The sequence below is a fragment of the Cohnella cellulosilytica genome (assembly GCF_042431195.1).
Classification (GTDB): Bacteria; Bacillota; Bacilli; order Paenibacillales; family Paenibacillaceae; genus Cohnella; species Cohnella cellulosilytica.
Genome location: NZ_JBHMDN010000006.1, coordinates 172,271 through 190,345, shown reverse-complemented (window position 1 = coordinate 190,345; position 18,075 = coordinate 172,271). Strand labels below are relative to the sequence as shown.

Here is an 18,075-nt window from a genome sequence, read left to right as displayed (position 1 = left end):
TAACCGCGGACGATAATTCGGTCAGAAGCCCAAAGCCCGGTCGAGAACGACGGCGCCGTACTTGTCCAGCAGCGCCCGCTCCAGGTCGCCGGCCGGAACCGCTTTGCCCAGTGCGATCTGCTTCTCCGCTTCCAGCCGGATCTCCTCTTCGGAGCGGGTCTGAACCTCGCTGACGCCGTCCAGCCGAAGGATCGCGAAGCCCAGGTCCGTCCGAATCGGGCCGGTCGTCTCCCCGATCTGCATCCGGGAAGCCTGCTCCAGCACCGGAACGGCTTCGAACGGATCGTTGGAATCGATCCAGCCCGCGTCGCCGCCTTGATCCGCGGTGAATTCGTCGATGGAGAACGTTCGGGCCAGCTCCGCGAAATCCTCACCCTCGCCCAGCTTCTCCAGCAGTCCTCTCGCCAATTCCTCCGTCTGTACGAGGATTTTGGACAGATGGTACTGTCTGACCGGCTGAAATTCCGCCCAGTGCTCGTCCAGATATCTTCCGACCTCTTCGGGAGACACCTCGACCTGATAGGTCGCCAGCTTCTCCAGCAGCAGCCGGTAGCGCGCGTCCTCCCGAACATCCTCGCGGCCCATGCCGAGCTGCTCCTTCATGGACCGGTAGAAATCGGCCTCGTCCTCGTAGCCCTGGCTCATCCATTTTAACTCCCGCTCCAGCTCATCTTCCGTCACCTCGATGCGCAGGGCCTGGGCTTCCTCGTGAACGGCCTCGGCCAGCATCATGCTTCTGAGAACCTGGGAACCGTAAGAAGCCAACAGTCGTTCCAGCAACTGTTGGCGCGAAATAGACGTATTCCCTACGGTGGCGATCACTTCTTCTCCGCCGCCGAACGCCGATTCCGACGGCTCATGATCGTTCGGAGCGAGCGAGCCGTCTTCCTTGCTGCAGCCGGCCGCGAGCATCAGCGTCGCCAAGAGGGTCATCAGTACGAGCGGCGGCATGCGCCGTATCGTCTCCCTCATCGGAATCATCCCTTCCGTTACTCCCGGTCCGCAAGGCGATAGAGAGCTTCCAGCTCCTCGCCGTCGAACAAGTATTTCTCATTGCAGAAATGGCAGTGCGTCTCCGCCTGGCCGTCCTCGTCGATCAGGCTTCTCAGCTCGCGCCTGCCGATCGTCAGCAGCGCCCTCTCGAACCTCTCCTTGGAGCAATTGCATTGGAATATCGGCTCGATCGTCTGATGGATCGTCACGTCGTCGCCCAACAGAAAACGAAGCACGCCTTCCGGAGTCTCCCCCTGATCCAGCAGAGCCGTCACGTGCGGCATCGCCGCGATCGCCTGTTCCAGTCGAACGAGGCGTTCTTCCGGCAGGCCCGGCAGCACCTGAACGATGAAGCCGCCCGCATGAATAACGGAATTGTCCGTTTCGACGAGCACGCCGAGACCTACCGCCGAAGGCGTCTGCTCCGAATCGGCGAAATACAAAGTAAAATCCTCGGCAATCTCGCCGGAAATAATCGGCACGCTGCCTCTGTACGGATCCTTAAGCCCCAAATCCTTCGTGACGTGCAGATGCCCCGTTCGTCCGACGACGCCGGCCACGTCCAGCTTGCCCTGGCTGTTGCTCGGCAGATGAACGTGCGGATAATCGACGTAACCTCTCACTTCGCCCGCCGCGTTGGCGTCGACGACGATCTGTCCGATCGGCCCGTCCCCCTTGATCTGAACCGTCAGCCTCTCCTCGCCCTTCAGCATAATGCCCATCATCGCCGCCGCCGTGGCCGTACGGCCAAGCGCCGCGGTCGCCACGGGGAACGTATCCTGCCTGCGCTGCAGCTCCGACACGAGTACGGTCGTGCGCGCGGCGAACACCCGCAAGCCGCCGTCCCATGCGGTGCCTCTTACCAATTCATCCTTCAAAGCCATATCCTTCGACCTCCCTCGGCGGAGAAATCCAATCCGTCCGACAATCTATTGTTACCTATTCCGTTCATATACAATCCGTAGACCCTCAAGCGTCAGCAGCGGATCGACCGTCTCGATCGTCTCCGATTCCTCGGCGATCAGCTCGGCCAAACCGCCGGTCGCGATCACTCTCGGCTGCACGCCGAACTCCTGGCGAATGCGCTTGACGATGCCGTCTACTTGCCCGGCGTAGCCATAGATAATGCCGGACTGCATGGCCGCCACCGTATTGCGCCCGACGACCGTCTTCGGCTTGGACAGCTCGATCCGCGGCAGCTTCGCCGCCCGCTGATACAGCGCCTCCGCGGAGATGCCGATGCCCGGCACGATCGCTCCTCCGATGTACGCGCCCGTCGGATCGATATAATCGAAGGTCGTCGCCGTTCCGAAATCCACGATGACCAGCGGCATCCCGTACTGCTCGATGCCCGCCACCGCGTTGACGATCCGGTCCGCCCCGACCTCGCGCGGATTCTCGTACCGGATGTTTAATCCCGTCTTGATGCCCGGTCCGACCACGAGAGCCTGCTTGTCCAGGTAAGTTTCGAACAGCCTCTCCAGCGTGTTCATAATCGGAGGCACGACGCAGGACAGAATGACGTCCTCAATCTGTTCCGCCCGCACGCTGGCAAGCTGGAACAAGTTGTGGATCAGCACCCCGTACTCGTCCACGGTGGCGGAACGATTCGTGCTCATTCGCCAATGATGCGTCAGCTTCCGGCCCTCGTACAGCCCCAGCACGATATTCGTGTTGCCGACATCGACGACGAGAATCATGGCGTACCTCCCGGCTTCTTCGCATTCAGGTCGAGACTGATGTCCAGCGCCTGAAAAGAATGCGTCAGACCGCCGACCGAGATGACGTCGACGCCGCAGCGCGCGATCTCTCCCACTCTCTCCGGCGTAATGCCGCCCGAGGCCTCCAACACAATATGAGACGCGGATTGCCTCAGCGCCTTGACCGTCTCCGCCATCGCCGTCGTGCTCATATTGTCGAGCATGACGATATGCGCGCCCGCGCGGACCGCTTCCTCGGCCTGCGCCAGCGATTCGGCCTCCACCTCGATCATCATCGTGTGGGGGATTCGGGACTTGGCGCTCTGCACGGCCGCCGTAATGCCTCCGGCGGCTTTAATATGGTTATCCTTGATCATGACGGCGTCATACAAGCCGAACCGATGGTTCGCTCCGCCGCCGATCCGGACCGCGTACTTCTCCAGCGTGCGATGGCCCGGCGTCGTCTTGCGCGTATCCGTCACCCGCACCGGGGTGCCCTTCGCGCCGGCGACGTATTCGCCCGTTTTCGTCGCGATCCCGGACAGCCGCTGCAGCAGATTTAGCGCCAAGCGTTCTCCCGTCAGAATGCCGTGCGTAGAGCCTTCGACGACGGCAAGCACCGTGCCCCGTTCCACAACCGCTCCGTCCGAGGCCAGCGCGTCGAACTTCAAGGCCGGATCGACCGTCTCGAATACGAGGCGGGCCAGGGGGATGCCCGCGAGTACGCCCGCCTGCTTGGCATGGATAATGCCCTTCGATTGATGGCCCGGCGGCACCGTCGACATCGTCGTCACATCGCCCGAGCCGATATCCTCCGCCAGCCAGGCGCGAAGCTGCTCCTTCACCGCCTCGACGGCCGGACCGCCGATCGCCCAATCGCTTTCCCGTTCAAACATTGTCGTCGACCCTTTCTGTGCGTATCCCTTTTTCCCGCTGCAAAATCGTATGAACCCGCCAGTGAAGATCATCCTTCTGCGGGTAATCCTCCCGATAATGTCCGCCGCGGCTCTCTTCGCGATGCAGAGCCCCCTCGGCGACCAGCAAAGCGCAAGTGAGCAGGTTGGCGTATTCCAATTCTTCTTTCTTGGTCAGATTCATCTGGAACAGCGGAAGCTGCTTCTTCAGATCCTCGAGCCCTTTAAGCAAGCCGGCGCGATCCCGGAAAAGTCCGACATAGCGAACCATCGTCTTCTGCAGCTTCAGCCTTCTCTCGATCAGCGTTCCGTTCAGCACCGCGTGGCGGTCCGAAGCCGGACCGTTCTCCGCGGCGGCCGGCGGCTCCGGCAGCTTGGCGATCGCGTCCACGATCCGCTGTCCGAACACGATCGCCTCCGACAGCGAATTGCTCGCCAGCCGGTTCGCCCCGTGCACGCCCGTCGAAGAAGCCTCGCCGCAAGCGTACAAGCGGCGGATGCTCGTCTCCCCGTGCAAATCCGTCTTGACTCCGCCCATCATATAATGCGCGGCGGGAGCGACCGGAATCCAGTCCGTCGTCATGTCCAGTCCGAATTTCAGACAATATTCGTGAATGGTCGGAAAACGATGGCGGATCTTCTCCGGCGGCTCATGCGTAATATCGATGTAGACATAGGTCGAATTGGTCGCTTCCATCTCGCTGACGATCGCTCTCGCCACGATATCCCGTGGAGCGAGCTCCAGCTGCGGATGGTAATTTGCCATAAAACGCTCCCCGCGAATGTTTCGCAGGTAAGCGCCTTCGCCTCGCACCGCCTCCGAGATCAGAAATCTCGGCGCGCCGGGGTAACAGAGAGAGGTCGGGTGAAACTGGTTGAATTCCATATCGCGGATATCCGCGCCCGCCCGGTAAGCCATGGCGACGCCGTCGCCGGTCGCGACCTCCGGATTCGTCGTATAGCGGTAGAGCTGTCCCGTCCCGCCCGTGCATAGAATCGTCGCTTTGCCGAACACCGCGACGCGCGAGCCGTCGGGCTTCTGCACAAGCGCGCCCCGGCACTCGCCGTCCTCCGTAAGCAGGTCCAGCACGAAATGATCGTCCCACAGCTCGATGCCGGAGCCGTTCTTCACTCTCTCCGCCAGAGCCCGAACGATCTCGTATCCGGTTGCGTCCCCGTTCGCGTGCAGAATGCGCCGCTGGCTGTGCGCCCCTTCCTTGGTCAAGGCGTAATGCCCGTCCTCTTCGTCGAACATCGTGCCATAGCGAATCAATTCCTGCACGCCCTGGGGACCTTCGTGCACGAGAACGTCCACCGCCGCGGTCTCGCATAGACCGGCTCCGGCGACCAACGTGTCCTGGGCCAGAAACTCGGGGGAATCGTCATCCGACATCACGGCGGCGATGCCGCCTTGCGCGTAACGGGTGTTGCTGTCGAACAGCGACTTCTTCGTAATCATCAGCACCCGCTGCGTCTCGCTCGATTTGAGCGCCGTAAAAAGGCCGGCAATGCCGGCCCCGATCACGATGACGTCCGTATCTATGCGAGGAAGCTTGTGCAGATCAAAATCGACAACGTATCGTGGAATCATAAGGGTATTCGTCTCCCACTCCGACAATAGAGTAGCGCAGGCGGCCGGCCGATTACTTGACCAGCAGCATGCGCTCCAGCGATAAACGAGCTTTGTCCGCAACGTCCTGCGGCACATAAATTTCCGGCTGCATCGTCTCCAACGCCTTAACGACCTTCTTCAGGTTGTTGACCTTCATGTTCGGGCATACCAGGAACTTCGAAGCGAAATGAAACTGCTTGTTCGGGCTGTCGAGCCGCAATTGATATCCCGTGCCGTCCTCCGTGCCGACGATGAACTCGTCATGGCTCGATTCGCGGCAATACTTCAGAATGCCGGTCGTGCTGCCGACGAAGTCGGCCATCTCGACCACTTCCGGACGACACTCCGGGTGTACGACGAACTGCGCGTTCGGATATTTCGCCCGCATCTCTTCGACGTCCTTGATCGTCAGCATGTCGTGGGTGTTGCAGTAGCCTTCCCAGATGATCATCTTCTTGTCGGTATGCTGGGAGACGTAATGGCCCAGGTTCTTGTCCGGGCACCAGATGATCTCCTCCGCGTCGACGGAGTTGACGACCTTCACGGCGTTCGCCGACGTACAGCAGATGTCGGTCTCCGCTTTCACGTCCGCGGAGGAATTGATATACGTAACCACTTTCGCATTCGGGTGCTTCGCTTTCAGCTCCCGCAAGCCGATCGGATTGACCATGTCGGCCATCGGGCAGCCCGCTCGTTCGTCCGGTACGAGCACGGTCTTGTGCGGAGCCAGAATCTTGGCGCTCTCTCCCATAAAATGGACGCCGCAGAAGACGATAACGTCGGCGTCCGTGGACGCGGCTTTCTGCGCGAGGAGGAACGAATCTCCCCTGAAGTCCGCGACCTCTTGTATTTCATCCCGCTGATAATAATGAGCGAGAATAATGGCGTTGCGTTCCTTCTTCAGCTGCATCAGCCGTTCGCGCAGTTCGCGGTTCTGCTCGGCTTTACGCTCCAAGGCCAGGGCCTCCATGCGAATTCTCCTCCCTTGACTGCCAAATGTTTGTGAATCCATGCACAAACATGGCGGGAATGTTGTCTATATTGTGGACGAAGAGCACTTCGTTCATTAACATTTAATTTACACTTGCGGGATAGGACTGTCAATTGATCTGTAAAGGTTTTTTCACAAAAAAACGGGATGCCTCCGCGCGTTGCCGCAGCCCGGAGCATCCCGTCTCGCTCTGTCATTATTTCGGCTCCTCGGAGCCGCCTTCTCCCTTGCGCAAATCCAGGCCCGACGGGTACGGGTCTCCGTCCTCGCGGGTTTGAATCCGCACCTTGACGTTGCCCATCGTATCCACGTTAGGCTCCGCGTGGGATTCCGCCATTCCCGAGCCGCTCTCTCCGTTGCCGATGACGCCCTTCTCGATCAGAGATTTGATCTGATCCAGATCAAGCGTCTCTTCGTCGAGCAGCGTCTTCGCGATCAGGTGCATTTCCGCGCTCTTCTCCGCGAGCAGCTTCTTCGCCCGATCGTAGCATTCGCGGGTGATGCTCTGCATCTCCTGATCGATCTCGTACGCGATCTTGTCGGAATAATTCTGCTCGTGGCCGATATCGCGGCCGAGGAAGACCTGGCCTTGCGAATTGCCGAACTGCATCGTTCCGAGCTTGTCGCTCATTCCGTATTCCATGATCATCGCGCGAACGATGCTCGTCGCCTGCTTGAAGTCGCTGTATGCGCCGGTGCCGATTTCTCCGATGAAGATTTCTTCGGCCGCGCGTCCTGCGAGCAGACCGGTCACCTTGTCGAGCAGCTCCTGCTTCGTAACGAGCATCCGGTCTTCCTTGGGCAGCATGATGACGTATCCGCCGGCTTTGCCGCGAGGAATGATCGTCACCTTGTGCACCGTATCGGCATGCTCCAGGAAGAAGCCCGCGATCGTATGGCCCGCCTCGTGATAAGCGACGATGCGCTTCTCGCGATCGCTGATGACGCGGCTCTTCTTCTCGGTGCCGACGATGACACGGTCGATCGCTTCGTCGACCTCGATCATCGCGATGTCCTTCTTGTTGCGGCGAGCGGCCAGCAGCGCCGCTTCGTTCAGCAGGTTCTCCAGATCGGCGCCGGTAAATCCGGTCGTCCGCTTGGCGATCGTGCCGAGCTTGACGTCTTTGCTAAGCGGCTTGTTGCGGGCATGGACCTTCAGCACCGCTTCGCGGCCCTTCACATCCGGGCGGTCGACCGTAATCTGCCGGTCGAAACGGCCGGGACGGAGCAAGGCCGGGTCCAGAATGTCGGGACGGTTGGTCGCGGCTACGATGATGATGCCCTCGTTCGCGCCGAAGCCGTCCATCTCGACGAGCAGTTGGTTCAACGTCTGCTCGCGCTCGTCGTGTCCGCCGCCGAGGCCTGCGCCCCGCTGACGGCCGACGGCGTCGATCTCATCGATAAAGATGATACACGGCGAGTTCTTCTTGGCGTTCTCGAACAAATCCCGTACGCGGGACGCGCCGACGCCGACGAACATCTCCACGAAGTCCGAACCGGAGATCGTGAAGAACGGAACGCCCGCTTCTCCGGCTACCGCGCGCGCGAGCAGCGTTTTACCGGTACCCGGAGGCCCGACGAGCAGCACGCCCTTCGGAATGCGCGCGCCGACCGCCGCGAACTTGCGGGGATCCTTCAGGAATTCGACGACCTCGACGAGCTCCTGCTTCTCTTCGTCCGCTCCGGCGACGTCCTCGAAGGTGACCCGTTTTTTCTCTTCATTATAAAGACGGGCGCGGCTCTTGCCGAAATTCATCACCTTGCCGCCGCCGCCCTGCGCCTGATTGATCAGGAAGAAGAACAGAACGAACATGATGATGAACGGAATGATGGAAGTCAAGAAAGTCAGCCAGAAGCTTTGTCCCGGCATTTTCTTAGATAATACCTCGAAGTTCTTCTCGATCCCGAGGTTCGTGAACAGCTCCGGCACGTAATCCGCCAGAGGCGCCCGGCCCGCGAACGCTTCGCCCTTCTCCGATCCGGCCTTGGGCTTGAATTCGCCGGTGATGAGATAGGTTCCGTTCTGAACCTGCAAAGTCAGCGTCTGTACGTCGCCTTGCTGCGCTGCCGCGACGAGTTCGTTATAGCTCAGTTCCTTAGTCGTGTCCTGCTTGGCAATAAAAAATTGAACGATCCCGACAGTCACCAAAAAGATAAGTAAGTAAAACCCTGTGTTCCGGATGAACCGATTCATCCCCGACCTCCTCTCGACACGCTCACATCATTTTACCATAGCCTGTCTTGCCATCCAAGTAAGACGGCTTCGCCGGCTACGGGTCAGTTAGAGTATATTTCCGGCTTCAGTATCCCGACGTAGGGCAGATTGCGGTACTTCTCCGCATAATCGAGCCCGTAGCCGACTACGAAGGCGTCCGGTATCGTAAAGCCGGTGTAGTCCGCGTTCAAATCGACCGTCCGCCGCCCGGGCTTGTCGAACAGGGCGACAACGTTGACGGACAGCGCGTTCCGGCGCTCCAGCACGTCGATCAAATAGCTTAGCGTTAACCCGCTGTCGATAATATCTTCGACGATCAGCACGTCGCGGCCTTCCACGGAAACGTCCAAATCCTTAACGATTTTCACTTCTCCGGACGATCTTGTGGAGTTGCCGTAGCTCGATACCGCCATAAAATCCAGTTCAATCGGAATCGAGATGCCTTTGGACAAGTCTGCCATAAAAATAAAAGCGCCCTTCAATACGCAGATCACGAGCGGATTGCGTCCTTCGTAATCGCGGCTGATCGCCGCCCCCAATTCCCGTACCTTCTGCTGAATCGTTTCTTGCGAGTAAAGAACTTCTTGAATGTCGTTTTGCAAAGAAGGTGCCTCCCAATGAGATTATTACACGGTATGATTGCTTTACACCGATCATGCCCTAGTTTTCCTCTTCGTACGTCGCGCGAAGCGTCGTCCGGGTATTCTCGCGTACCAGGGCGTGGCCCGATCGCCGCAATCCGGGAATCCATAGAACGCGGCCGGCGGCGTCCGCCAGCAGGGGCAGCTTGTCGCGCCGCGAGCGCGGCACTTTGGCATCGACGAACATATCTTGCACTTTTTTGGTGCCGTTTAGTCCGTACGGCTGCATCGTATCGCCCGCAAGCCGACTGCGGACAAGAAGCGGGTAACGAAGCTCCTCCGCGTCGAAGCATGCTTCTCCGCGATTGCCGGGCATGGCTTGCACGGCTCCTGCGAGCCGTTCCAGGCGAATGCGGCCTCCCGTATCCGGGAGGGCGACCTCGGCGGTATCCTCGTCGGCCGGATAAGCAAAGCCCGTCGTCTCCGGCGGCTTCGGCCCGATATACGCCTCGTCGTATTCCCTGTTCAGCACCCAGCCGTCCCCGAGATCCATTCGAATCGATGCGGGACGTTCCTGCGACAGCGCCCCGACGATTTCCTCCACTTGACGGAAATCCAGCATTTGGCGCGGGTTCGCGGAACAGTTTAATATTAATTTAATCAATCTGCGTTGTAAAGCGACGTGAAGGCCGCGGAACCGTCGTCGCTCCAACCGGAAGCCATCCCCGATCGGGGTCGCCGCTTCGCGGAAAACGCGAACGGTCTGCTCTTCCATATATTCGTCGTCCGCCGCGGCCTGATCGGCCAGTCGGACGAGCGAATCCTTCAGGCGCGGATTGTACCGTTCCAACGCCGGCATTACGTCGAGCCGAACGGCGTTGCGGAAATAATGGCGTTCGGCATTGCTGCTGTCTACCGCGTACGGCACCCCGTTTCGCTTACAATACTCCAGAAGCTCACATTTGGTTATACGCAGCAGAGGGCGAATCAGTTCCAACCGATCTTCCCGCCGGCGATAAGCGATCCCCGACAAGCCGCCGATTCCCGTGCCCCGAACGATTCTCATCAGCACCGTTTCGGCCTGGTCGTCGGCATGGTGGGCGGTCAGCAGGCAGGCGCTGCCGTGCTTCCCGGCGACCTCGCGCAGGAAAGCGTACCGTCTTTCCCTGGACGCGCTCTGGGCGTTTAATCCGGTTTCTTCTATGTAATCGGGCATTCCGAGCTCCGCCGACTCGAAGACGACTCCCCATTGCTCCGCCGTCCGGCGCACCAGCTCCGCTTCCGCGTCGGATTCCGCTCCCCGGAACTGGTGGTTCGCGTGGGCGGCCACGATTCGCATCGGTTCCGTCTGCGCCATCTCCTTCAGAAGATGCAGCAGCGCCATCGAATCCGGGCCTCCCGACACCGCGGCCACGACCGTGCCTCCCGCTCGCCACCAGCCCTCGTTCCTCGCCTGCGTTTGGACGTCCTCCGTCCAGTGTTCATGCCGTCGCACTCGTCATAGCCCCTTTTTGAATACTCGTCGGTTTCAGTCCAGCAGCCAGATGGCCGCCAGCGTCGTACTGAGCACGATCGCGGCCCCAAGCAGCCCCGCCATCCAGCCCGGCACCCGGTCGTCGGCCGGCTTGGGCTGCTGCGAGCCTCGCACCGCCTCCCGCCATTCGCGGGTGGATTCCCGGGTGCTGGCGAACTGGCCCGTCAGAGCCTTCTCGATCCAGCCCTCGACCGGCTGAAGCTGAGGGTTGCTTCTCACGAGCTTCATCAGCTCCCGGGGGTGCCGGTTCTGGGGAATCAGCGTGCGAGTCAGCTGAACGAGCCTCTTGCCGTCCAGCGCGTGCACCCAGAGCAAACCGACCGCGAACAGATCGTAAGCCGGGTCCGCAATGCGGCTCCCGGCGGACCAGTATCCCCGATCGTAAATTTCCGTGAACTGCCGCACGCTGCGCCCGATCGCCGAAGCGCCGCCGTAATCGACCAGCTCCACCCGGCCGTATTCTCCGACCAGAATGTTATCGCTTTTGACGTCCCCGAACACCCAGCCGGCTTCATGCAGTCGGGATAGCCTTTCCAGCAGACGGTAACCGATGACGCCCATCCAATGAGGGCCGTGCTGTTTTAAATAGGTTTTCAGCTGCACGCCCGGAACGTATCTCATCACATAGTAAGGAATGGTCTTCCCGTCGATGACCGCATCGTCGACGTCGAGCAGGAAGGGCTGCCGGCCCTTCTCGGAATGGTCCAGCGAAGTCAGAATGTTGACTTCGCCTTGCAGCTCCGCCGCCTCGTGCCCGATCTTGATCGCGCATTGAGCGCGCGGACCGGCCGACGCCAAATAGACCTGCCCGTTGGACCCCAGTCCGAGCAGCCGCTCCAAGCGATAGCCCTTGCCGTTCCACTTGCCGCGAATCTCCGTGCCTCTGGGCAATGCCTCTCTATCAGACGACGTTGTCACTCCGCACCTCGCTCGACTCCCCGCCCGAAGCCTGCGGCTCGTCTATAAGCTCTATTTTGCCTATTTTACCACAAGTCTCCCGAATATAATCAACCACCTGAAGCAGAGCGGGACCGGTCGGAGTCGTACCGCGCATGCGGATCTTGCCGAACAGCTTGCCGAGATTGGAGGCGTTCGAGTGCCAGCCGGCGTCCATCACGCAGTAGGAATACTGGGATTCCCCGGGAAAATGGAACACGGATACCTGGCTGCTGCCCGCACGGGCCTGCAAGCTCAGCGTCAAATCCCGAATCGCTTCCTCCACGGCGTGCAGCTTCGGCTTCATGCTGGCGCTGGCGTCGATCAGCAGCGCGACGGAAAGGGACATCGTCTCTTCCATCTCCTCCATGACCTTGACGACCTCGCCCCGTTTGGCGGGAGGCAGCGAGCCGACGTCGCCCACCCCGAACAGCTGGCGAAGCTCCTGATTGACCGCCTGCCGAATCGTACCCGCCACCGTCTGTCTCGTCATCATCTGCACCGTCCTGGACAGCTGCCGGCTCGTTACGATCTGGCTGATTCCTCCGCCCGCCCGCGCGATCTCGGCGATCTCCGTCGCGCCGTATTCGCCGATCGTTCCTTCGTCCACCACGCCGGCCACGTTCACCGTAATTCCTTCCGCGTACGCTTGCGCCGCCGCGGATACGGGGCTTTCCCCGACATTCGAGCCTCCGTCCGTAATCAGCAGAATTTGCTTCATCATTCCCGACACACTCCTCCTATCGAATATCTAGCATCTAGTAAAGAGTGTCGCCAAAGCGTGCGAGATTTAATCTTTTTTTGGAGGATTGGCCTCCTCGGCGGCGATTGCCGTAGAGTTCCGGCGCCAGGCTGATATAATATAAAGAAAGAAGATAATCCGGACGGATCGGAATAACGCTAGCCGCAAGCTGGCGATAATGCGAGTAGGGGAAGGGGTGAGGAGCCTTGAGGAAAATGAGTCTGACCGATATTCGGGAGCGGAAACGCAAAAGCGATGCGGCGGTTCGCCGCTCTGTCGACCATTCCGTTCAGCTTTTTCGAGCGCGCGCGCAATCGTCCGGGGAACTTCGGCGGTCGGCGTCCCCAAGAGATCCCGACGAAATCACGGCGCTTAATCTTCTGTCCCGCCGCAAGCTGTTGACCGCCATGACCAATGGCGACGTTCATTACGATGCCGAAAGGCGGGTGCTGACGATTGCTAAGTATACGAGAAGCGAATAAAGCCCTCGAACGGATTGCCGACAAAGACAAATTCGAGAAGATGCTGCACACGGCGGCCATCATTACGGATGTTCTGATGCAGCAAAATATCAAACCGGTCATCGTCGGGGGCTTGTCCGTTGAAATCTATACACCGCCAAGAAAGAACGACCGGCTGACCCTCTGAAAGTTTGGAACAGATGGACTTGTACGCGTCTTCTGTTCCCTGAAAGCCCGTAATAAAGCCGACTCAGGTCTCGTCCGAGTCGGCTTTATCGTGTTACCGTGTGTCAACGTCTGGCCCTCCGTCAGCTCACCGTCCGCGGCCGCTCCATCCTGGCGAGACCCGGCCAGCGGAAAGCGGCCCATTCCGGACGATGCCGCGAGATACGCGTGACGATGACGGTCATGTCGTCCTTGATGCCGCCGGGATATTGCCGCAGCGCCGTATCCAGCAGCGAATCGGCGATCTCCTGGGGATCGTCCTCGTCCAGCTCCTGCAGCACCCTCTTCATCCACTGCTCCTTGTTGATCGCATGACCCGGGGCGTCCAGAATGCCGTCCGTCATCATGATCAGCGTGTCCCCCGGCTGAAGCTGAACCCGCAGCAGGTCGATCTCGATATCGTGCAGAATGCCGATCGGCAGGTTGTTGGCCGCGATCGGAATAATCTCCCTCCCTCGCTTGATAAAGCTCGGCGTCGAGCCGATCTTGAGCATCGTGGCATGAGCGGTGTACAGATCGATCAGCGCCAGGTCCACCGTCGCGAACATCTCTTCCGGCGAACGCAGCAGCAGGATCGAATTGACCGATTTCACCGCCAGCCGTTCGTCGATTCCCGACTGCAGCAGCTGCTCCAGCATCGACAGCGCCGCGCTGCTCTCCGTCCGCGCCCGCACGCCGTTGCCCATCCCGTCGCTCAGCGCCACCGCAAACTTGCCGTTGCCGAGCTCCACCATGCTGAAGCTGTCTCCCGACAGCAGATCGCCGTCCTTCGCGGCGCCCGCCACCCCCGTCTCCACCTCGTAGATTTTCGCCGACGAGAACGTCACCGTGCTCAGATGCGCGGCCGGCTCCCCGCTCTTCTCGCTGCCGACCGTAACCGTCTCGCCGAGAATCTCCGTCAGAATCGGCGCGATCATTTTGCGGCATTCGTCGTATCCGGTGCGGAAAGCGTGCACCATCTCGATCTCGATATGTCCCTCCTCCAGACTCAAAATATCTATGCTTTGAATCGCCAGCCCCAGATGGTCGAGGGCATCCCGAATTTGCCGCTCCTGGTTTTCCATCTGCTTGGCTTCGCGACGAATTTCCTTGACGAGGTCGTCCATGACCTGCGACACTCCGGACAGCTGATCGGCGACGAGAAAGCGGCTGTCCTGCAGCTGCTGCCGCCAATGCAGGTCGTGGCGGTAGACCTCGTACTGCCGTTTCATCACATCCAGCACGAGCGGAGTTTTCACGCATATCCGGTTCCAGGATTTCGGCAGCTGCGAGGCCATCAAGTCGGGATACTGCTCGACCGCGGTCATCATGTCCGTCATCAGCTTGTACGTCTGAATGAACTGGCCGTCCCAGCACAGGTCGCGTCGATGACAGCCGGCGCAGGCCCGTTCGTGCACCTCGTTGACGAAATGGTCGAAATCGCGGTTTTGCGCCGGAGCATCCCCCGCCTGGGTCATCTGCCGGAAGCTGCGGGACAGCTGGCGGAACACCTCGGAAAATTTCTCTACCCGCTCGGCCGTCAAATCTCTCACTTTCTGGGCATATTCCTGCTGGTGCTGCGCATAGCTTGTAGTACCGGGAACAAAACGGGACAACGATTCCGTAACCGGGTGGGGCGTAAGCAGCAGCAGGACGGAAGCCGCCGCCGTCGCCCACGTCGAGGCCATCGTGTCGGCCGCCGTCGCCCCGAACAAGGCGAACACCGAAGTGCCGAGCAGCAGGCCGAAGACCGAAGCCGCCTTGCCTCCTTCCCGCAGAAGCCCCGCCATCAGCCCTCCGAAGGCCAGCAGGCCGATCTCCGACGTCGCTCCCAGATTGGACAAGCTCAGAATCATGCCGGCGATCACGCCCGCCGACGTCCCCAACGCCGCGCCGCCGACGAAGGCGCTGGCAGCCACGAAATATCTGGACAGCACGCCGGCCAAGGCGACGCCGTAGATTTCCCAGCCCGTCAGTCCCGTGAGCAGACAGGCCAGCAGAATCGCTATGCCGACCCATTCCTCGTGCCGCAGCTCGAACGGCCTCTTCGTCCGCGTCAGCACGGGCAGCGCATGAACGAACAGCAGCGTAAGCACGAAGGCGAGGGAGGCTTCGACCAGCGTTAACAAGTACGGCAGCCACCCGTCGCCCTCGGCCAGCAGCACGGCGAACACTTTGACGATCAGCGTCGCCGCGAACACAACGACGGGCGCCTGGGACAGCTCGGCCTTCTCGTAGATCGCCAAGGCGCGATACAGCAAGTAGATCACGCCGATCTCCGCGCAGATGACCGCCGGCATCGGATCGAGCGCCCAGAAGCTGCCCGCCGTCAAGGAAAGCATCGCCCAGAAGGCCATATCCCTTCTCAAATACAGCACGACCCCGAAGTAAGCCGCCGCGAACGGAGCGATTCCCTCCAGCATGGCCGCTCTGCCGAGCAGAAATCCGGCCGCGATAATCAGCAGCACCCACTGCCGTTCTTTGACGGCCGCTCCCCATCGGAGCAGAAGAGAAGCTTTGCCGGTTTCTCCACCGGAAGATCGCGCGGAACGTCTCCGCTTCTTGAACCAGCTCTTGCCCCTCTGATCGGGAACCGCGGAAGGTCCCGTCCCGATGCGAGGAACGAAAGGAACGACGGACGGCTTGTCCATGATGCACACCCCATTCACCAAATTGAATTGTGCTCTTAATTATAGGCGGGGGCTTTCATAAAGTTTGTCAGAAACGGTTGCCGGACAAAAAGTTTTTTCCGACACAATCGGAGGGGCTTTGGCGACCGGCCGCGCGAATCGGCGAAACCGCCCGGCCCCCATGGGCCCGGCCCGCGTTCGCGGCCGTCGGCTCCCCGGTATTCCCTTGAATTGCGACAGCGAAAAAACGCGCTCATCCGACGGGGGATGGCGCTATGTGCCGCCCGCTCGCGGACGGGAACCGCGCGCAATTGCCGGATAGGCGCGAAGGATGCGGGAACAAATGCCCGAAGACACAGCAAAGCCGGACCTCGAGGTCCGGCTAGATAGGTTAATATTGCTTATATCTTACGAACGACGTCCGCCGCGTCCGCCACGTTTGGATTCGGTGCTTTTCTTAAGAGTGGACATTCGTTCTTCGCTGTCCTTAAGGAAGCGAGACAATTTGTCATCAAAAGAGGGAGACCTTCCGAAACCGCCCGGTTTGGAGGGACGACCGCCGCGATCGCGGGGTCCGCGTTGTTGTGTTTGTTGCGAGTACTGCTGTTCCGGCGGTTTGTCCACGGCTTGACGAATGGACAGTCCGATCTTGCCGTCCTTGTCCACGTTAATGACCTTGACCTTGACCATGTCATTAATCTTCAAGTGCTCGTGTACGTCTTTCACATAACTGTCCGCAATCTCGGAAATGTGAACGAGCCCCGTAACGCCGCCCGTCAAATCCACGAATGCTCCGAAATGCGTAATGCCGGTAACCTTGCCCTCCAGTTTGGTTCCCACTTCGATGGCCATAAAAAACGATGTTCCTCCCTGAACCTGAGTATGCCCGGACGATATACGTCCGGTTATGCAAATTATAAACGACAAGCGGAAGCAAGGTCAACAGACGTTCGTCTACCCGGGAGGCTTGCAGGAAGTTTATTTCGTCTTGATCGGCACTTCTCCGGGAAGTCCGAGACCGTGTTCTTTGCGGGCAAGCTGCCCGATATATTCGTCATCGTTCAGGCGTGCGATCTGCAGCTGGAGTTCCTCGTTCTTCGCTTGGGCGTCGGTGAGCTTGTGATTGACTTCTTCCAATTGACTCAAACGGTCGTTGATCTGCCCGGACTGGGTAATCCAGACGTAGCCGGCCCAGCTAAGAAACAAGATAAACACGAACAGCAGCAGCTTTAACCTTCTGCGCGCCCCCGTCGCTGCGGGTGTCGCGGCCATTGTACGCGAAGACAATCCGACGCCTCCTTCCCCAAGCATGCTTGCGCCCTTGTTCAAAAAGTTCGGTTTTCAGCACCGAGAAGGTTGGATGAAGACCGGAGATGAGGAACGATCGTAAAGCGTAGTGGAAGCTACGTGAGCACCGGAAGAACCGGCTGAATTCAAGATTCGACGTCGAATCCACTTCCCGAACCACATCGTGATCAAAATCGGACTTTTTGAACTACCTCTTTAAATAGAGCGACGCGATCATTATAGCATACTGGAGATACGGAGAAATATCCTTCTTCGGATTCAATTCCGGCAAGAACGATGTCGAACCAAAGGAACACGAACACGATGCGAACACTAGCTTTTTTTACGGAAAATGTCCCTGATTTGCCTCATCCGTTCGCGAAAACGGCGATAAGCGTTCGCGACCGGGACAAGCTTCCGTCTTACGGGCAGCAGCCCGGCCCACAGCCGGCGGCCGAGCGCGCCGAACGGCCTGAGCAGCAGCTTGCCCGTCCACAGCACGGCGGCGGCCGTCACGATGAACAGAATGTCCAGCAGCTTGGCCAACAATCGGACAACCCAAAGCACGGGGACGATCAGCAGCGCCCGGACAACCCTCCACGCAAACAGCGCCAACGCCTTAAACGCATCGATGAGCTTGCCGGTAATTCGAACCATCCACGGACTCAGCAGGCCGAAATAACCGGTGACGCCGATCCCCAGGCCGAGGAATACGTACATGCGCACCTCGCCTTGATTGCTGGTCAGCAGCACCGCGAACACGCCCAAGGTGGCGGCCGCCCAGTAGGCTGCGTCCAAGGCCGGAAGAAGCCAGCGCGCCACGTGAAACCGGTGAGAGGCCACCCGGTAGACGTCGAACGCCAGTCCCATGGCCAGCCCGCACAGCATCATGGTGGCAATCGTCATGCCCTGCGCCGCCGCACTCACTTGAACAACTTCCCGAACAGCCCTTTGGACTTCGTTCCCGCCGCGCTGCCGTCCAGGTACACCAGGGAATGGATCGTCCCTTCGATCGAGACGAGCCCCTGATCCAGGCTTAGGTTTTTCATATGCAGGTTTTGGCCGCGAACGGTCAAGAAGCCGCACTCCGTCTCCAGCAGAAACTCCTCGTTGTCGAAGCTGTCCACGTTGCTGACGCCCGTGATGTCCAGCGCTTTGCGGTTCAGCATCCGAACTTCCTGATGCTTGGCTCCCTTCGCATGCTCCATGGCGCTCCCTCCCATGCCCTCACTTTAAGAGGCAGTTCACAAAGTCCGCTTGCGATCACGTACTTTA

Annotated in this window: 18 protein-coding genes; 2 read left to right on the top strand and 16 right to left on the bottom strand. The window is 59.7% G+C overall.

Annotation, left to right across the window (positions count from 1 at the left end; all coding sequences use genetic code 11):
* Positions 1 to 21 precede the first annotated feature (21 nt).
* The 11 genes from ACFFT4_RS03070 to ACFFT4_RS03020 form a co-directional block, all read right to left on the bottom strand.
* Positions 22 to 981: a peptidylprolyl isomerase gene (locus ACFFT4_RS03070; protein ID WP_378044983.1), complete on the bottom strand. Its 960-nt coding sequence runs from the start codon at positions 979 to 981 to the stop codon at positions 22 to 24.
* Positions 982 to 989: 8 nt separating this feature from the next.
* Positions 990 to 1,877, bottom strand: a complete 888-nt coding sequence (hslO, locus tag ACFFT4_RS03065) for an Hsp33 family molecular chaperone HslO (RefSeq protein ID WP_378044981.1) — start codon at positions 1,875 to 1,877, stop codon at positions 990 to 992.
* A gap of 51 nt (positions 1,878 to 1,928) precedes the next feature.
* Positions 1,929 to 2,693 (bottom strand): type III pantothenate kinase, encoded by a 765-nt coding sequence (locus ACFFT4_RS03060; RefSeq protein WP_378044979.1) that lies wholly within the window; start codon positions 2,691 to 2,693, stop codon positions 1,929 to 1,931.
* The gene (gene nadC, locus ACFFT4_RS03055; protein WP_378044978.1) at positions 2,690 to 3,589 is read right to left on the bottom strand and encodes a carboxylating nicotinate-nucleotide diphosphorylase; all 900 of its coding nucleotides are present in this window, start codon (positions 3,587 to 3,589) and stop codon (positions 2,690 to 2,692) included. Before nadC ends, ACFFT4_RS03060 begins: the two co-directional genes overlap by 4 nt.
* On the bottom strand, positions 3,582 to 5,198 hold the full coding sequence (gene nadB / locus ACFFT4_RS03050; protein ID WP_378044976.1) for an L-aspartate oxidase: 1,617 nt from the start codon (positions 5,196 to 5,198) through the stop codon (positions 3,582 to 3,584). Before nadB ends, nadC begins: the two co-directional genes overlap by 8 nt.
* A gap of 52 nt (positions 5,199 to 5,250) precedes the next feature.
* Complete coding sequence (nadA, locus tag ACFFT4_RS03045) at positions 5,251 to 6,189, bottom strand: quinolinate synthase NadA (RefSeq protein WP_378044975.1); 939 nt, start codon at positions 6,187 to 6,189, stop codon at positions 5,251 to 5,253.
* A 217-nt stretch (positions 6,190 to 6,406) separates the two neighbouring features.
* Positions 6,407 to 8,404, bottom strand: a complete 1,998-nt coding sequence (ftsH, locus tag ACFFT4_RS03040) for an ATP-dependent zinc metalloprotease FtsH (protein WP_378044973.1) — start codon at positions 8,402 to 8,404, stop codon at positions 6,407 to 6,409.
* 83 nt (positions 8,405 to 8,487) lie between these two features.
* On the bottom strand, positions 8,488 to 9,027 hold the full coding sequence (gene hpt / locus ACFFT4_RS03035; RefSeq protein WP_378044971.1) for a hypoxanthine phosphoribosyltransferase: 540 nt from the start codon (positions 9,025 to 9,027) through the stop codon (positions 8,488 to 8,490).
* 58 nt (positions 9,028 to 9,085) lie between these two features.
* Complete coding sequence (tilS, locus tag ACFFT4_RS03030) at positions 9,086 to 10,501, bottom strand: tRNA lysidine(34) synthetase TilS (RefSeq protein ID WP_378044969.1); 1,416 nt, start codon at positions 10,499 to 10,501, stop codon at positions 9,086 to 9,088.
* Between the two features lie 33 nt (positions 10,502 to 10,534).
* Complete coding sequence (locus tag ACFFT4_RS03025; RefSeq protein ID WP_378044967.1) at positions 10,535 to 11,458, bottom strand: serine/threonine protein kinase; 924 nt, start codon at positions 11,456 to 11,458, stop codon at positions 10,535 to 10,537.
* Positions 11,442 to 12,197 (bottom strand): hypothetical protein, encoded by a 756-nt coding sequence (locus ACFFT4_RS03020; RefSeq protein WP_378045009.1) that lies wholly within the window; start codon positions 12,195 to 12,197, stop codon positions 11,442 to 11,444. The genes ACFFT4_RS03025 and ACFFT4_RS03020 overlap by 17 nt, the downstream gene beginning before the upstream one ends.
* Positions 12,198 to 12,433: 236 nt before the next feature.
* On the opposite strand from ACFFT4_RS03020, the gene ACFFT4_RS03015 reads away from it, so the two are divergent.
* On the top strand, positions 12,434 to 12,700 hold the full coding sequence (locus ACFFT4_RS03015; protein WP_378044965.1) for a hypothetical protein: 267 nt from the start codon (positions 12,434 to 12,436) through the stop codon (positions 12,698 to 12,700).
* A complete protein-coding gene (locus tag ACFFT4_RS03010) occupies positions 12,675 to 12,866 on the top strand; it encodes a hypothetical protein (RefSeq protein ID WP_378044964.1) in 192 nt (63 codons plus the stop codon). The genes ACFFT4_RS03015 and ACFFT4_RS03010 overlap by 26 nt, the downstream gene beginning before the upstream one ends.
* Before the next feature lie 121 nt (positions 12,867 to 12,987).
* Here ACFFT4_RS03010 and spoIIE read toward each other — a convergent pair whose 3' ends face one another.
* The 5 genes from spoIIE to yabP form a co-directional block, all read right to left on the bottom strand.
* Positions 12,988 to 15,534, bottom strand: a complete 2,547-nt coding sequence (gene spoIIE, locus ACFFT4_RS03005) for a stage II sporulation protein E (RefSeq protein WP_378044962.1) — start codon at positions 15,532 to 15,534, stop codon at positions 12,988 to 12,990.
* A 387-nt stretch (positions 15,535 to 15,921) separates the two neighbouring features.
* Positions 15,922 to 16,365: a S1 domain-containing RNA-binding protein gene (locus ACFFT4_RS03000; protein WP_378044960.1), complete on the bottom strand. Its 444-nt coding sequence runs from the start codon at positions 16,363 to 16,365 to the stop codon at positions 15,922 to 15,924.
* A gap of 126 nt (positions 16,366 to 16,491) precedes the next feature.
* Positions 16,492 to 16,800 (bottom strand): FtsB family cell division protein, encoded by a 309-nt coding sequence (locus tag ACFFT4_RS02995; protein WP_378044958.1) that lies wholly within the window; start codon positions 16,798 to 16,800, stop codon positions 16,492 to 16,494.
* A gap of 333 nt (positions 16,801 to 17,133) precedes the next feature.
* On the bottom strand, positions 17,134 to 17,727 hold the full coding sequence (yabQ, locus tag ACFFT4_RS02990) for a spore cortex biosynthesis protein YabQ (protein ID WP_378044956.1): 594 nt from the start codon (positions 17,725 to 17,727) through the stop codon (positions 17,134 to 17,136).
* A complete protein-coding gene (gene yabP / locus ACFFT4_RS02985; protein ID WP_378044954.1) occupies positions 17,724 to 18,008 on the bottom strand; it encodes a sporulation protein YabP in 285 nt (94 codons plus the stop codon). The genes yabQ and yabP overlap by 4 nt, the downstream gene beginning before the upstream one ends.
* Positions 18,009 to 18,075: the final 67 nt, after the last annotated feature.

What these genes read in the sequence shown, in the direction of transcription:
- hslO (WP_378044981.1), bottom strand. Translation starts at nt 1,877, where the DNA reads ATGGCTTTGAAGGATGAATTGGTAAGAGGCACCGCATGGGACGGCGGC.
- ACFFT4_RS03015 (WP_378044965.1), top strand. Translation starts at nt 12,434, where the DNA reads ATGAGTCTGACCGATATTCGGGAGCGGAAACGCAAAAGCGATGCGGCG.
- ACFFT4_RS03060 (WP_378044979.1), bottom strand. Translation starts at nt 2,693, where the DNA reads ATGATTCTCGTCGTCGATGTCGGCAACACGAATATCGTGCTGGGGCTG.
- nadB (WP_378044976.1), bottom strand. Translation starts at nt 5,198, where the DNA reads ATGATTCCACGATACGTTGTCGATTTTGATCTGCACAAGCTTCCTCGC.
- ACFFT4_RS03020 (WP_378045009.1), bottom strand. Translation starts at nt 12,197, where the DNA reads ATGAAGCAAATTCTGCTGATTACGGACGGAGGCTCGAATGTCGGGGAA.
- ACFFT4_RS03000 (WP_378044960.1), bottom strand. Translation starts at nt 16,365, where the DNA reads ATGGCCATCGAAGTGGGAACCAAACTGGAGGGCAAGGTTACCGGCATT.
- ftsH (WP_378044973.1), bottom strand. Translation starts at nt 8,404, where the DNA reads ATGAATCGGTTCATCCGGAACACAGGGTTTTACTTACTTATCTTTTTG.
- ACFFT4_RS03070 (WP_378044983.1), bottom strand. Translation starts at nt 981, where the DNA reads ATGATTCCGATGAGGGAGACGATACGGCGCATGCCGCCGCTCGTACTG.
- nadA (WP_378044975.1), bottom strand. Translation starts at nt 6,189, where the DNA reads ATGGAGGCCCTGGCCTTGGAGCGTAAAGCCGAGCAGAACCGCGAACTG.
- nadC (WP_378044978.1), bottom strand. Translation starts at nt 3,589, where the DNA reads ATGTTTGAACGGGAAAGCGATTGGGCGATCGGCGGTCCGGCCGTCGAG.
- yabP (WP_378044954.1), bottom strand. Translation starts at nt 18,008, where the DNA reads ATGGAGCATGCGAAGGGAGCCAAGCATCAGGAAGTTCGGATGCTGAAC.
- spoIIE (WP_378044962.1), bottom strand. Translation starts at nt 15,534, where the DNA reads ATGGACAAGCCGTCCGTCGTTCCTTTCGTTCCTCGCATCGGGACGGGA.